The 14,612-nt window shown below is 55.8% G+C and carries 14 protein-coding genes; 1 reads left to right on the forward strand and 13 read right to left on the reverse strand.

Annotation, left to right across the window (positions count from 1 at the left end):
• Positions 1 to 58: 58 nt before the first annotated feature.
• The 3 genes from lspA to ribF are packed head-to-tail and all read right to left on the reverse strand — an operon-like array spanning position 59 to position 4,356.
• Positions 59 to 556, reverse strand: coding sequence for a signal peptidase II (gene lspA / locus PGR23_RS19925; protein WP_045395800.1), 498 nt, complete (start codon positions 554 to 556; stop codon positions 59 to 61).
• Positions 556 to 3,372 carry an isoleucine--tRNA ligase gene (gene ileS / locus PGR23_RS19930; RefSeq protein ID WP_047043960.1) on the reverse strand — a complete coding sequence of 939 codons (2,817 nt, stop codon included), beginning with the start codon at positions 3,370 to 3,372 and terminating at the stop codon, positions 556 to 558. The genes lspA and ileS overlap by 1 nt, the downstream gene beginning before the upstream one ends.
• A 45-nt stretch (positions 3,373 to 3,417) precedes the next feature.
• A complete protein-coding gene (gene ribF / locus PGR23_RS19935; RefSeq protein ID WP_045378895.1) occupies positions 3,418 to 4,356 on the reverse strand; it encodes a bifunctional riboflavin kinase/FAD synthetase in 939 nt (312 codons plus the stop codon).
• Between the two features lie 330 nt (positions 4,357 to 4,686).
• Here ribF and rpsT point away from each other — a divergent pair, with 330 nt between their 5' ends.
• Entirely contained in the window at positions 4,687 to 4,950 is a 264-nt protein-coding gene (rpsT, locus tag PGR23_RS19940; protein ID WP_001518655.1) for a 30S ribosomal protein S20, read from the forward strand.
• Between the two features lie 97 nt (positions 4,951 to 5,047).
• Here the strand turns inward: rpsT and nhaR are convergent, their stop codons facing one another.
• From nhaR to PGR23_RS19990, 10 genes are all read right to left on the reverse strand, one after another.
• Positions 5,048 to 5,947 (reverse strand): transcriptional activator NhaR, encoded by a 900-nt coding sequence (gene nhaR, locus PGR23_RS19945; RefSeq protein WP_045395806.1) that lies wholly within the window; start codon positions 5,945 to 5,947, stop codon positions 5,048 to 5,050.
• Between the two features lie 50 nt (positions 5,948 to 5,997).
• Positions 5,998 to 7,173, reverse strand: coding sequence for a Na+/H+ antiporter NhaA (nhaA, locus tag PGR23_RS19950; RefSeq protein WP_045395807.1), 1,176 nt, complete (start codon positions 7,171 to 7,173; stop codon positions 5,998 to 6,000).
• Between the two features lie 121 nt (positions 7,174 to 7,294).
• Complete coding sequence (locus PGR23_RS19955) at positions 7,295 to 7,585, reverse strand: hypothetical protein (protein WP_396279933.1); 291 nt, start codon at positions 7,583 to 7,585, stop codon at positions 7,295 to 7,297.
• Between the two features lie 60 nt (positions 7,586 to 7,645).
• Positions 7,646 to 8,485 carry a DsbA family protein gene (locus PGR23_RS19960; protein ID WP_047077994.1) on the reverse strand — a complete coding sequence of 280 codons (840 nt, stop codon included), beginning with the start codon at positions 8,483 to 8,485 and terminating at the stop codon, positions 7,646 to 7,648.
• Positions 8,486 to 8,543: 58 nt separating this feature from the next.
• Positions 8,544 to 9,242 carry a pili/flagellar-assembly chaperone gene (locus tag PGR23_RS19965; protein WP_396279934.1) on the reverse strand — a complete coding sequence of 233 codons (699 nt, stop codon included), beginning with the start codon at positions 9,240 to 9,242 and terminating at the stop codon, positions 8,544 to 8,546.
• Entirely contained in the window at positions 9,235 to 9,771 is a 537-nt protein-coding gene (locus PGR23_RS19970; RefSeq protein ID WP_396279935.1) for a fimbrial protein BcfF, read from the reverse strand. Before PGR23_RS19970 ends, PGR23_RS19965 begins: the two co-directional genes overlap by 8 nt.
• Positions 9,764 to 10,300: a fimbrial protein BcfE gene (locus PGR23_RS19975; protein WP_396279936.1), complete on the reverse strand. Its 537-nt coding sequence runs from the start codon at positions 10,298 to 10,300 to the stop codon at positions 9,764 to 9,766. The genes PGR23_RS19970 and PGR23_RS19975 overlap by 8 nt, the downstream gene beginning before the upstream one ends.
• On the reverse strand, positions 10,300 to 11,277 hold the full coding sequence (locus PGR23_RS19980; protein WP_396280117.1) for a fimbrial protein BcfD: 978 nt from the start codon (positions 11,275 to 11,277) through the stop codon (positions 10,300 to 10,302). The genes PGR23_RS19975 and PGR23_RS19980 overlap by 1 nt, the downstream gene beginning before the upstream one ends.
• Before the next feature lie 30 nt (positions 11,278 to 11,307).
• The gene (locus PGR23_RS19985) at positions 11,308 to 13,911 is read right to left on the reverse strand and encodes a fimbrial biogenesis usher protein (protein WP_396280118.1); all 2,604 of its coding nucleotides are present in this window, start codon (positions 13,909 to 13,911) and stop codon (positions 11,308 to 11,310) included.
• A gap of 7 nt (positions 13,912 to 13,918) precedes the next feature.
• A complete protein-coding gene (locus PGR23_RS19990) occupies positions 13,919 to 14,605 on the reverse strand; it encodes a fimbria/pilus periplasmic chaperone (protein ID WP_380378242.1) in 687 nt (228 codons plus the stop codon).
• Between the last annotated feature and the right edge of the window lie 7 nt (positions 14,606 to 14,612).

A 14,612-nucleotide genomic window follows, 5' to 3' on the forward strand; every position in this document is an offset into this window, starting at 1 on the left:
GGGCCGATGTATACTGTAGGCCGGATAAGACGCTTTAGCGTCGCCATCCGGCAATTTTTTATGCTGTTTTTTTATCACTGGAAGGCAAGAAACCTTCCAGCACAATCAGCGCCGCGCCGATGCAGATGGCGCTATCGGCAAGGTTGAAGGTGGCGAAATGCCAGTCGCCGACGTAAAAGTCGATCATATCGACCACAAAGCCGTGCCACAGGCGGTCGAACAAATTCCCTAACGCGCCGCCAATGATCAGCGCGTAGGCAATGTTGTTCAGCTTTTGCGTCGCCTTCGAACGGTACATCAGCACCGTCAACACCACACAGATGCCGACCGCAATCCCGGCGAAGAACCAGCGCTGCCAGCCGCCGCTATCGGCGAGGAAGCTAAAAGCCGCGCCGTAGTTGCGCGCATAATGCAGATTAAGCGATGGAAACAGCGATACCGTCTCCCCCAGAGCGAAGTTCTGGAGGATCAGGAATTTGCTGCCCAGATCGATAATCAGCACGGCTACGACGACCCACAGCCAGCGTAGCCCCGTTGAACAGATCGATTTACTCATCAGGCGAATTTACGTTGCTCGCCGTCACCGGCGACGTTACTGACACAGCGACCGCAGATTTCCGCGTGTTCCGCCACCTTGCCGACGTCGCTGGTGTAATGCCAGCAGCGTGGGCATTTCTCGCCTTCGGCTTTGCTCAGGACCACTTTCAGCCCTTTCAGCAGATCGCTCTGCCAGGCATCAGCCGGCGCCTGTGCATAATCGGCAACGTTAGCGCCGGAGGTCAACAGGACAAATCGCAATTCTTCGCCCAGCGCGTTGAGCTTGGCCGCCAGTTCGGCATCGGCATACAGCGTAACCGCCGCTTCCAGAGAACCGCCAACTTTCTTGTCCGCACGCGCCTGCTCAATCACCTTGTTGACTTCGCCGCGCACTTTCAGCAGTTCATCCCAGAAACCGTCGTTCATCGCTTCGTCGTCGGCCAGGCCGAACAGGCCTTCATACCACTCGCCGGTAAAGACGTATTTTTCACGCTCGCCCGGCAGGTAGCCCCAGATTTCGTCCGCGGTGAAGGACATGATCGGCGCCATCCAGCGCACCAACGCTTCCACAATGTGGAACAGCGCGGTCTGGCAGCTGCGGCGCGCCACGCTGTCCGCTTTCGCGGTGTACTGGCGGTCCTTGATAATATCGAGGTAGAACGAACCCATCTCGATGGAGCAGAAGCGCATCAGGCGCTGCACCACTTCGTGGAAATCGTAGGATTCGTAGGCTTTGAGGATATCTTCCTGAGCCGCCTGCGCGCAGCCGACCGCCCAGCGATCCAGAACGACCATCTCTTCCGGTTTGACCATGTCTTTTGCCGGATCGAAACCGTTAAGGTTCGCCAGCAGGAAGCGCGCGGTGTTACGGATACGACGATAGCTGTCCGCGGCGCGTTTGAGGATCTCATCGGAGACCGCCATTTCGCCGGTGTAGTCGGTGGAAGCCACCCACAGACGCAGAATATCGGCGCCCAGTTTGTTCATCACGTCCTGCGGGCTAACGGTGTTACCGATAGACTTGGACATTTTGCGGCCCTGACCGTCGACGGTGAAGCCGTGGGTCAGTACCTGACGATATGGCGCTTTGCCTTTCATTGCCGTGGAGATCATCAGCGAAGACATGAACCAGCCGCGATGCTGATCGGAGCCTTCCAGATACATGTCCGCGGCGTGACCGGCGAATTCCGGACGCACATCAACCACCGAAGAGTGGGTAGACCCGGAGTCAAACCACACGTCGAGAGTATCCGGCACTTTTTCGTAGCTGTCGGCGTCATCGCCCAGGATGTCGCGGGAATCGAGATCCCACCATGCCTGGATGCCGTCAACTTCAACGCGTTTCGCCACTTCTTCCATCAGTTCGAGGGTACGCGGATGCAGCTCGTGAGTTTCTTTATGCACGAACAGCGACATCGGCACGCCCCAGGTACGCTGACGGGAGATACACCAGTCAGGACGGTTGGCTACCATCGATTCGATACGCGCCTGGCCCCAGTCCGGGATCCACTGCACGCCTTTGATCTCTTTCAGAGACTGCGCGCGCAGGCCTTTCTGATCCATGCTGACGAACCACTGCGGGGTGGCGCGGAAGATGATCGGCGATTTGTGGCGCCAGCAGCACGGATAGCTGTGCTGCATTTTTTCCACGTGCAGCAGCGCGCCGCTGTCACGCAGCATCTCAACGATGATGTCGTTGGCTTTGAAGACGTTGATACCGTCCAGAGACGGGTAAGTACCTGGCAGGTAAGAACCGTCCGGGCCAACCGGGTTGGCGATTTCCAGACCGTATTTCTGGCTGATAGTGTAGTCGTCCGGACCGTGGCCGCCGGCGGTATGCACCGCACCGGTACCCGCGTCCAACGTCACGTGGTCGCCAAGGATAGCCGGCACGTCAAAATCGAGGAACGGATGCTTGAAGCGCATCAGTTCAAGTTCGGAACCTTGTACCGCCGCCAGGATGGTGTAATCCGCCACGCCAATGCGCTGCATCACGCTTTCAACCAGGTCTTTCGCCAGGATCAGCGCCTGACCGTCAACCTGTACCAGCGCATAGTCGAACTCAGGCGACAGAGAGATGGCGCGGTTAGCCGGCAGGGTCCACGGCGTCGTGGTCCAGATAACTAGCGAAACCGGGCCAGTGACGTCGGCTACGCCGAATTTGGCCAGTACCGCGGCTTTATCTACCGCGTGGAACGCCACATCGATAGACGGAGACGTTTTGTCATAATACTCCACTTCCGCTTCCGCCAGCGCGGAACGGCAGTCAACGCACCAGTGAACCGGCTTAGCGCCTTTATGCAGGTGACCGTTGCCGATGATTTTACCCAGCGCGCGGATGATATTGGCTTCAGTTTTGAAGTCCATGGTCAGGTACGGACGCGACCAGTCGCCCAGTACGCCCAGGCGGATAAAGTCTTTACGCTGGCCGTCGATCTGCTCGGCGGCATATTCACGGCACTTGGCGCGGAATTCTGCGGCGGTGAATTTCTCGCCCGGCTTACCGTATTGCTGCTCGACTTTCAGTTCGATCGGCAGACCGTGGCAGTCCCAACCCGGAACGTACGGCGAGTCAAAACCCGTCAGTCCTTTGGACTTAACGATAATGTCTTTCAGAATCTTGTTAACCGAGTGACCAATATGAATGCTGCCATTCGCATAAGGAGGGCCATCATGCAGAATGAAGGTTTTTTTGCCTTTTTTCGCCGCACGGATGATGCCGTACAGGTCATCATCGGTCCAACGCGCCAGCATTCCCGGTTCGCGTTTGGCGAGATCGCCACGCATCGGGAACCCTGTTTCCGGCAAATTCAGGGTGGATTTATAGTCACTCATCAGATTCTCGGTTCCGTTATTTCGGTTTGATAAATACCAGTAGGATTATCCCTGCCTGGTGAGCCCAAAGTACTCGCGGGCCGTTAACTCATCTCGTGCGATTTGCGCTTTTAGCTCATCCAGCGACGCAAAACGCTGCTCGTTACGTATTTTTTTACGCAGTATTACATCTATATGGCGACCGTAGAGGTCCATTACAACGTCCAGAAGGTGAACTTCCAGCTGCTGTCGCACGCCAGAGACCGTTGGACGAGTGCCAATGTTGGCGACGCCGGGTAATGGCTTATCGCCGAGCCCTGCCACTTCTACCGCAAAGACCCCTTTAACCGGGGAAACCTGACGACGCAGCGGTAAGTTCGCCGTCGGGAAACCTATGGTGCGCCCCAGCTCATCGCCGTGGACGACGCGACCAGAGATGGTAAATGGATGCCCCAGCAGGTTTTCCGCCTGCGCGAGGTCATCGTCGGCCAGCGCCTGACGCACCGCGGTGCTGCTAATACGTACGCCGCCTTCACAGAAGGTCTGAGTGCTGGTGACGTCAAAACCGTACTCCGCCCCGGCCTTCTGTAATAACAAGAAATCCCCCTGACGACCAGCGCCAAAGCGGAAATCATCCCCCACGGCAAGGAACTGCACGCCAAGCTGGCGCACCAGCAGTTCGCTGATAAAATCTTGCGCCGTCAGCGCGGCGAAACGCCGGTCGAAACGGACACACAGCACGTAGTCGACGCCGCTTTCCGCCAGGTAGCCCAGCTTTTCACGCAGCCGCGTGATCCGCGCCGGCGCTTTATCGGCGGCAAACAGCTCCAGCGGCTGCGGCTCAAAAATCATCACCACAACCGGCAGACCGAGCTGGCGGCCCTCTGCGCGCAGGCGCTGCAGCAGCGCCTGATGTCCGCGATGCACGCCGTCGAAATTTCCAATGGTCAGCACGCACCCGTGCGGGGCCTGACTGAGATTATGTATGCCGCGTATCAGCTTCATGTCTGGCTCAAAACAGTGAAAATCGTCCGAGTATACCTTGTACAACAGGCGACGTTAACCAGCGATTGCACCTCGATTACGAAAGTTCCTGCTAATTCATTCACTCAGCGTAAGAATGCAGGAAAAACTATACGCGGCCGTCGATTTTTATGGTGGAAAGACTGTATTCGACTACAACAAGCTGGTAGAATCTTGCGCCATCACTACGTAATGAAGCCTCGTTATCTTAAACGGCGCTTATTTGCACAAATCCATTGACAAAAGAAGGCTAAACGGGCATATTCCTCGGCCTTTGAATTGTCCATATAGAACACATTTGGGAGTTGGACCTTGGCTAATATCAAATCAGCTAAGAAGCGCGCCGTTCAGTCTGAAAAGGCTCGCAAGCACAACGCAAGCCGTCGCTCTATGATGCGTACTTTCATCAAGAAAGTATACGCAGCTATCGAAGCTGGCGACAAAGCTGCTGCACTGAAAGCATTTAACGAAATGCAACCAATCGTGGACCGTCAGGCTGCTAAAGGTCTGATCCACAAAAACAAAGCTGCGCGTCATAAAGCAAACCTGACTGCACAGATCAACAAACTGGCTTAATCGCCCGCTTGCTGAACTTTGTTAAAGAAACCCGCGAAAGCGGGTTTTTTTATGTCTGTTGTTCGTCTGGGCCGACCTCTGCCGGCCATAGTCGCGCTTAACTTTGCGGCTGCGCAAACAGCGATGAATAATCGCGATTGCAGATACGCTGTACCGCAGGATGCTGAATCATTCGTTCGGCAAAAATAGCGTGATACTCCTCCATCACGTTCTCCATGCGCCCGATTTCCACAATCGACTCATCGGCATAAAAATCGTGAGCATAGAGGGTTGGCGCCACAAAAATCGCGTTGTGCGCCGCGCCGAAGGCTTTCATGAGCGCCGCATCGTCGAACTCGCCGAGAATTTCCACCTGTAGCCCCTGCGAATTAAACCAGTTCAGCAGCTTGCGCCCGAGCATTGAACGACGGCCGGGAATAAGCAGGCGACGCTCCTCAAGACAGGCGGGAAACGCTTTTTCCGGCGGCGGATTCATACACCAGAAGCTGACCCCGCACTCGCCGATTTTCACCGAGAACAGCCCTTCCTGCTGAGTAGAGTCAATTGGGCAATCGGAGATAATCATATCCAGCTTATGCTGGCTCAGTTGCTCCAGCAGCATCTCGTGGGTGGATTCAAAACAGCGCAGATGAATTTGCTCATCTTCCACTACTGCGGCATCCAGCACGCCGCTCACTAACCGCTTGGAAAGCGCATCGGCGACGCCGACATCAAATAGCAGGTTCGACTCTTTGCGGTAATTGACGATATCGAGCATCTCCTGGCTCAGCGTAAACATGCGATCCGCGTAGCGAAATACCAGCTCACCCAATTCGCTCGGTTCCAGACCTCGCCCTTTGCGTTTAAAGAGCTTTCCCTGCAGTCGCTCCTCCAGCGCTTTTATTTGCCCGGTGATCGTCTGCGGCGTCAAATAGAGCGCCTCGGCGGCGCCGACGACCGAGCCTTCACGGTAGACGTGCCAAAAGTAGTACAAATGGTTGTAATTGATATGCGACATGCATCCCTCCCTGATATGTCCGGGAGAGCCCACAGGCCCTCCCGATGAAGTTACACGCTGTGAGTAAGATCCGTTTCGCGCTTACGCAGAATCATGTAGCCGATGACGGCAGACAGGATAGACCCTATCAGAATGCCCAGCTTAGCCCAGTTGATCAATCCGGGATCCACGCTGCTAAAAGCGAGCGTGGCGATGAAAATCGACATGGTGAAGCCGATTCCGCACAGTACGCCGACCGCCATAATCTGCGGGAAGCGGGTTCCTGGCGGCAGCGAGGCCCACTTAAACTTCAGCGCCAGCCAGCAGAACAGGCTGATGCCAAGCGGCTTACCGACAAACAGCCCGGCGATAATCCCCAGCGGCAGCAGTGAGGTCAGCCCCGCGAATGTGACGCCCTGCAGCGAAACTCCGGCATTGGCAAAAGCAAACAGCGGCAGGATAAGAAACGCGACCCACGGATGCAGCACATGTTCAAGCTGCTTCGCTGGCGATTTGCCATTCTGCTCCTTCAACGGAATCATAAAACCGACGATAACCCCCGCCAGGGTCGCATGTACGCCGGATTTCAGTACCGCCGTCCACAGCACCGCGCCTACCAGTATATAGATACCGGTGCGCCGCACGCCGCTCAGATTAAGCGCCGCCAGCACCACAATCGCGCCTGCGGCGACGGCCAGCGATAGCACCGATAGATCGTTGGTATAAAACAGCGCAATAATAACGATCGCCCCAAGGTCATCGATGATAGCCAGCGCCATCAGGAAAATTTTCAGCGCCGTTGGTACACGGTTGCCTAATAGCGCCAAAACGCCAAGCGCGAAGGCGATATCTGTCGCCGCCGGGATCGCCCACCCTTCCCGCGCAACGGGATCCTGGGCATTGAAGGCTAAGTAGATAAGCGCAGGCACCACCATGCCGCCAATCGCGGCAACCACCGGGAACACCGCCTGACGGCGACTGGCAAGCGCCCCCTGGATCATCTCACGCTTAACCTCCAGACCAATTAACAGGAAAAACACCGCCATTAGCGCATCGTTGATCCACAACAGCATGTTTTTGTTAATTTCCAGCGCACCGACGCGCAGCTGTACCGGCGTTTCCAAAAAAGCATGATACAGACCGCTGGTGACGCCGCTATTGGCCATCATCATCGCCAGCGCGGCGGCGCAGATTAAGATAATGCCCCCGGAAGCATCGCTACTGAAAAATCGTTGCAGATGTTTCACTTTTACTCTCACCTTGTTGGTCAATAACTCGATAAAAGTATGATACAACCGCTAACACATCGAAAAAATCAGATTTAAGTTGCCATTACACTCATTTTTTCCGAGCTATAAGCGCCTCTCGTTAATCATAGGCCACCCGTAGCAGGGTGAGCTGCTTGTCGGTATCGAGATAGCTTTTTTCCACCGTCGCGTAAGCTGAGGCCAGCGAAGTCGTGATATTTTCCACAATCACGTGGCGTTCGATGCGATCGGCGCGCTGGCAAAAAATCTCGCTACTTTCCGTTTCGTTCCAGCAGCTTTCAGTAACTACGTTGCCAAAAAATTGGATATTACCGACAGTGTGCGCCCGCACGCCGCCGATCGTGAACAGTGAAATGGTCGCCAGCCCTAACCAGCGTTTCTTGAATTGCATACGCGAAATCCTCGGTCGGAGGAAGCAGATAACCGGGAACCGCGCCCCGGTCGCTGAGACTTAGCCTTTAGCTTTCTGAATCGCCATCTGCAACGCATCCTGCGACGTACTGCCCGGCACTACCGAGATACGACCGGCATCCGGAGCGGCAGCCTGCGGCATGACCACAAAAGCCGGAGTACCGGAAAAGTTCATATGTTGAGCCAGCGCCTGATTGCTCATCAGCGCGTCATGCACCGCCCCGCTCTGCTCGGCGGTTTTTACCGCCGTCATTTGCGGCTGGGTGAGATAATGCGACGCCAGCGTGTAAACATCCTGCTCGGTTAACTGCCCCTCCACTTTGCCGGTAGCGTACAGCGCATTATGCCAGGCCAAATATTTCGTGCCGCCATCCTTCAACCACACTTGTTCACCGACCCTCGCCGCCAGACCTGACACCGGCCAGCGGGATGAAAAAATCGGGAACTCTTTAAAGATAAAACGCGTGTCAGGATTGGATTTCACGAGCTCCTCCACCACGGGCGACATCTTGCTGCACCAGGAACACTGGTAATCAAAAAACATCACCACCGCTGCTTTGGCATCCGCCGGGCCAACGGAGGGAGAGCTATCGCTCAGCAGCTCAGAGCGGTACTGCAGCGCCAGCTGCGCATAAGCCTGCTTCTGGGCGACCTGCTGGCGCTGATGTAGCGTTTCGCTGGCGGCAATCAGGAATTCCGGATGATCCGCCAGATACGTCGCCACCGCTTCGCCGACTTTATCAGGATGGCTGGCGATATAGGCTTCAGCTGCCGGTCCAATATCGCTGGCAGCTGGAGTGGTATTCGCCGCCAGTACGGAAAAAGAGATGACGCCGCCAAGCGCCATGCACACCGCCGATTTACAGGAAAGTTTGCGCATTATTGAGTTCTCATTATTAAGTTCAGGGGATGCCCACAGGGGCCGAGTAAAATCGTCATCACCGTTGCGCCGTTACCGTAACCGGCGGCATTACTCCTCCGGCATCGTTGAGACTTTGCCAGCGCACGACGCAGCGCGTCGCCTGTCGACACCACGACGTGCGGCGGGTAGAAAAGGGCGCGACCACCCCCGCGGCGTCTATAGGCGCACCGTTGACGCGGGTTGAAAAGAGGGTGACGTAGTAGGGCCCGGCATTGCGTACCGTCAGACCATCCGCCGTTAAGTTCCAGGCTAATTGGCGATAAGCCTGCTGCGGATCGCCGGTTAGCCCTACGGGCCGATAAATCAGCTTTAACGCCGAGCGAAAGGCCATCTGCACGCTATTGACGCCGGTTTTTCCCGATGGAATAGCGGCAATACTCAGGGTGAACAAAGTTTCACGATCCTGCGCCAGCGCCTCGCCGCTCCACGCGACACGCAGCGTGTTCTCCTGCCCTGCGCGCAATAAGAAGAGCGGCGGCGTGACCACGAATGGCGGTTTACGGGGTGACAAATTATCAGCGCCTGGCCAGCGTCCACCGCTCAGCACGTGGCTGTCCACCAGCCAGTCGCTCTCAGAGGTATTGCGTAGCGGAACGCTCAGCGTCGTCCGCTCAGCGTGATAAATAAAACGCGTACCGCCAATCACCACGCCCGCATGACCTATTCCAAAGGGCAACAGCCAGAGCCAAAACCAGCAAAAAAGTCGTCTATTCATAACTCAGCACAAAAGTCGCGGAAGCATCGGCTACACCCGGCGCCACCGGGGCGCCATCAGCCACATAGCGGGCATAAAACTGTAAACGTTGGGACGCAGCGCCCGCGCTTAGCGCCTGCACATCGCTTTGCGCCCCCGGCGCGATCTGTTGTTTGTTCTTGTCGTATAACGCAATCCCGATACCAGAGGCCGCGTTCGCTCCACTATCCAATGCGAAAAGGTCGCCGCTTTGCGAGTCGCTGACGCCGTTAAAGCTCAGCGTTACGCCGCTGGCGGTGCTACCGCAATTTTGCAGCGTGATTGAAAATGGCTGCCATTCCGCGCCGGCCCCGGTTTGATAAAACTGGCGGTTGCTGACGGTTCCCATATCGACCTGAATATTTTCGGAATCCGGCGACAGCGTGCAGGTGTTGTCGGTAATTGTTCCCGTCACATAAACCCTCCCGTCATGCGCCAGCGCGCCGCTTACCGCCAGAAGAAGCCCACAGCAGAAGCACCGTTGTTTGATCATTGCCGCTCGCCTATTCATATTGCATATCGAAATACATCACCGCCGTCGCATTGCCGGAGGTCACGGTTGGTCGGGTAGATTTGTAGCGGATATAAAACGATAAGGTGTTGCGGCCCGTTTTCAGCGGATAGACTACCGAGCTGGTGTTATTGATGCTGACGGCATCCTGGTCCTCATCAAGGATCTCCACGCCAACGCCGCCAGCCAGCATTTTTTCGCTACCCATCCCGGTGTCACTCAGCGCCAGTAGCGCCGGGTTGTCGCTGTCGGCAGTGCCGGTAAACCAGATTTTGCTGCCGGTAATGCCCCGCGAGCAGTTTTTTAGATTGATGTTGAACGGCTTGAACTTCGTCGTCGTACCGGTAGAGGGGAAATCCTCCACCGAGAACTGACCTAAATCGATACTCTGGCTGAGGCTGGAAATTTCGACATCGCAGGTTTGCGCGACAATCGTGCCGGTAAATTCCAGGTTGTAACCGCTATCGTCGGCGTAGCAGCCGTTACCGCACAGCAGGATAAGTAAGATAAAGTACTGAAACAGGCGCATTAATCGAAATCCACCCGTAAGTTAGCCAACGCGGTAAAAGCGCCTTCCGCCGGCGTCTGGCCGGTGGTGCTGACCGGATACGCTTGCAGGGAAAGGGTCGCCTGTCCGTTTTCATCGGTAGTAAAAGGCTCGACGCTGCTGGCGTCATTGGGTGTTAATACCGTGCCATCGCTGCTTTCGACCACCACGCCAACATCAGGATTATCGGTGGCGATAGCCTGGCTTAAGTGGCTATCGGCGGTGGCTATCAACCGCAGACTCAGGCTAACCTGTGAATCCACCCCACTGCACTTCACCGGCACGGTGAATCTTTTATTACGGACACCGGTTGGTTTTTCTCCGACGCGATTGAAACCGCCGCTGTACAGTGAGCCAAAATCAACGAGGATGGTTTGCCCGGCGTTAATCTCGCAGCTTTGCGGCACGGTCACGCTGCCGCTGTAGACAATGCTGTATACCACGGTACTCAGCGGATCATCCCCGGTGGTGGTGACATAAACGTTAAACATGGTCTTCGGTTCGATATTTACCGTGCCAATAAATGGTTTAACCACCTTAAGCTGAAATACCAGGTTTGAATCATGTACCGGGAATGGTGAGCCATTGTTAACGTTGGCGTCATAACCCATATAGACATAATCAATCGGCGGATAAAATTCCCCTGCCGCCGAGTCTTCGATGCGCATCGCCCCTTCAAGATAGGTGCCGTCCAGCTGCATATATTTCCAGTCGCCGTTGGTTTCCACTATCGATGAAGAAGCGACATACGAACGAAACGTCCGCCCGGAATCTGAAGAACCCGCAGGGCAAATCGCCTGCACGTTTACATCCTGGTTTTTACTCAGCTGAGTGGTCGAACCGGCCTGATTTTGCGCTGCCGTCAGCGTCGTCGTCAGGTCATAATCGACCGTCGCAGGCGAGCCATTGGTATTCTGGCAAATGGCTGCCAGACTACCGCGGGCCAGCAGCAACCCCATGAACAGAACAAGAAAAGAGACAGGCTTCATTTAGCGACATTCCAGATGCTGACGCGCCAGCGGTTGGCTCACGTCGGGGAGATGATAATGAGTGAGGCATTGTTGGTCAGGCTGCGGCCCCCACTGCGCTTTCAGCGTGCCCTGCGGGCTAAGGCCGGAAAGATACACTTCACCGTCGTCGCCAACGATGCCTTCTTCAGGCGCGCCAGCAATAGTGACCGTGGCGCCGAACGGTAGCGGTTTTCCTTCATGGTTTAGCGTCAACAGCGCGCGCTCGCCGATTCGAGCGGTAAAGTTCGCCAGCACCAGCGCCCCTTGGGTGGGAACGACATTGATCACCGCATCATCAATATCGACATCGTCTTTTAGCGAATTAACGTCCAGCGCCATGCGGTTCTGGCGATAGGTCGTGGCATACGGCACCACCGCATAGCCGCGACCATCGGTGTGGATCCCCGGCTGATCTTCGATATTAACGTTGCCAGCCCCCGGCACGGCGATAAGAACATTGGTATCGCCCAACGGCTGGCTGAGGGTAAGACCATGAGCATGCGCGACCATGCCGCCGCTGAGGCCATAGTTCAGTTGTCGATAATCGCCATGATTGCTGTTGTTGTAGCCGACATTCAGGTTACCCTTCGCGCCATCGTATTCCAGGCTGGCGGAACCGCTCTCGCCAACGCCCTGATTCTGGTAGCCCTGCTGCACGCTGTAGCTCAGATTGTTTTGATCCAACAACGTGCCGCTGATACCGCTATTTTGCGTTACGCCGCCGTGTCCATCGCTACTGGTGGAAAACGTCGCATAAACGTTATGACGACGCTGGGTGATATCGTCGCCGTGGGTAAGCCACTGGCTGAGCGGTAGCGAGATATTAAGCGCCAGAGCCTGGTCGCGTTCCTCCTCGCCGGGCGCGCGGCTGCTGCTATATGACAGGCTCCACGAGACCCCGGCCAGCGTGTCGCTGTAGCCAATTTGCAGTAATTTATTGCTTTCATCGGTGTGCCAATAGCTCTGTTGGCTGCCGGTGATGTACAGCGAGCCAAAATGCCCGAACTGCTGAGAGATATTGACCTGTACCTTGCCGCGTTTGGTGTAATAGAGGTTGTATTCATCGCCGGCATCGCGCTCGCCGTCGTCGTCCTGCTGGCCGTTATAGCCTGACATTCGCTTCCACGCAGTATCATCGAGCGTATAAAAACCAGAGGTCGAGTAGCGATAGCCCAACAGTTGAAAATGGGTGCCCAGGTCGTTCAATGATTTGGCATATAAAAAGCGCAGCGATTGTCCCTGATGTTCGCTCTCATCCGCCAGAGTGCTGTAAGCCTGGGTAAGATCGACGGAAATCGCTCCCCAGTCGCCGAAGTTAGCCCCTGTACCCAGCGCCAGCGCGCGGTAATCGGAGGCAAACTGCGTTCCGCCGTACAGCGTAAAGCCGTGCGGCAACCCCCACATCAGGGTCGCCTGGCCGAAACTCACATCCCGCTTCTGGCTGCTATCGCCGCGATAGGTCGCCGCGGTGGCGGCGTATTTCACCCGCCCCTCGCGTTGCAAAACCGGTACGGCGGCATAAGGGACGCTATAACTGGAAATGCTGCCATCGGACTCCTTGAGCTCGACGTTGAGATCGCCGCTGGAGGAGGTCGGATAGAGATCGTCAATAGTGAAGGCGCCAGGCGGTACATAGCGCTGGTCGATGGTGTAGCCATTCTGGCGAATCGTCACCTGGGCATTGCTTTTCGCGATGCCGTGGATAGTCGGCGCGAAGCCTTTCATGCTGTCCGGCAGCATATTGTCATCAGACGCCAGCTGTAGCCCGCGAAACGGCAGGCTATCGAAAACGCCTGCAGGGGTATAGCTGTCGCCTGCCGTCAGTTCGCCTTTTAACTTCGCTACATCACGTTCAACGTAGGTGCTGATGTGCTGCAAGTCGCTTTTATTCTGCTGATTACCGCTGTTGTAGTTCCATGTCGAGTAATCACGTAAACGCCAGGCGCCAAGATTTAAGCCGCTGTTAAGCCCCAGGAAGTAGCTGTCGCTATTGGTGCCGCCAGCGCTACGGTCCCGGCTATTCGCGCCGGTAAACGTATAGTTGAGCAGCAATGCATTGATACCTTCATCCCAGTTTTGCGGCGGAATATAGCCCCGCGCCCGGGTGTTCAGCGCCGCCTGCGGAATGCTGATATTCAGCCGCTGCTGATTAAAGTCAAAAGCGCTGGAGGCGGCAGGGATCGCCGCCGCGAGATCGACGCAGTCCCCCACGCTTGCCTTCGCCAACGGTGGAAACGCGCTGATATTCACGTTCATGCCGTTGAGCATTTCGGGCGTCAGGCAGGCGCGTAGACCTGAGCCATCGGTAGCTTGCGGGTTCGCGCGAAAAGCGATATCGCGCGTCGTCAGCAATGCGCCATTAAGGTAGACATCGACCCGATAAACTCCCGGCGCCTGACCGTTACCCTCAAAATGCGACAGGTCAGCGATTTTCGACGGGTCGTCAGATAAAAAGGCAGGGTTAAAATAGTTTTCCGCCCAGCCGCGCGGCAGCGTACATACGCTTGCCGAAATTAGAGCCAGGCTGATAAGCGCAGGTAGTCTACCCACCGTCAACTGGCGAGCGGCGACATCGAGTTTCAACACAATCTTACTGGCTCAGACAGGTTTGCTGCGGCGTGGTGGCGCCGAAATCGTTAATCGACTGGAAAGTCACCTGCCCTGTTCCGCCGTGCAAGTTTATCTCGCTTTTCGGCGGCACCATCGCATTGGCTAATTTCTGCCCGCCCACATGAATATCAACCAGCGAGACATAATACGGGGAAGGATTGGCGATACTCAGGCGGTCACCGGCACGCTGACAGCGTAACATTCCCGGCGCGTCTACCGAGGCAACAGACAAGTGTTTAGGGCGAATAAACAGTTTAATAACGCTTTGCGTGGCGATTTGCAGTGAATTAGCCGCCAGCTTACTTTTATTAACCGAAGGGATGGCCTTACTGTTGAGATAAAAGACGCTTTCGCGATCTGTCGGCAACGAGGGGCCAACGTACATGATACGCAGCAGATTTTCTTTTCCCGGCTGAATGACGAACAGCGGCGGGGTAACGACAAAATCGGCGCTTCTGCCGCCATCGGCGTTCGCCACCCACGACTGGATTAAAAATACATTATTGCTGGAAGAGTTAATCACCGGCAGAGAAACCTGCTTATCGCCCTGCGGATAAATAACCCGGGTCGAACCCAGCGCGATGCCACCCGCATGGGCCAGTTGAGTCATTCCCAACGCCGCCAGCAGCAATAACGAAAATAAAATCGGGGTAATTCGCGTACTCATTATTTGA

Source organism: Klebsiella sp. 141162 (assembly GCF_050600755.1).
Classification (GTDB): domain Bacteria; phylum Pseudomonadota; class Gammaproteobacteria; order Enterobacterales; family Enterobacteriaceae; genus Klebsiella; species Klebsiella aerogenes.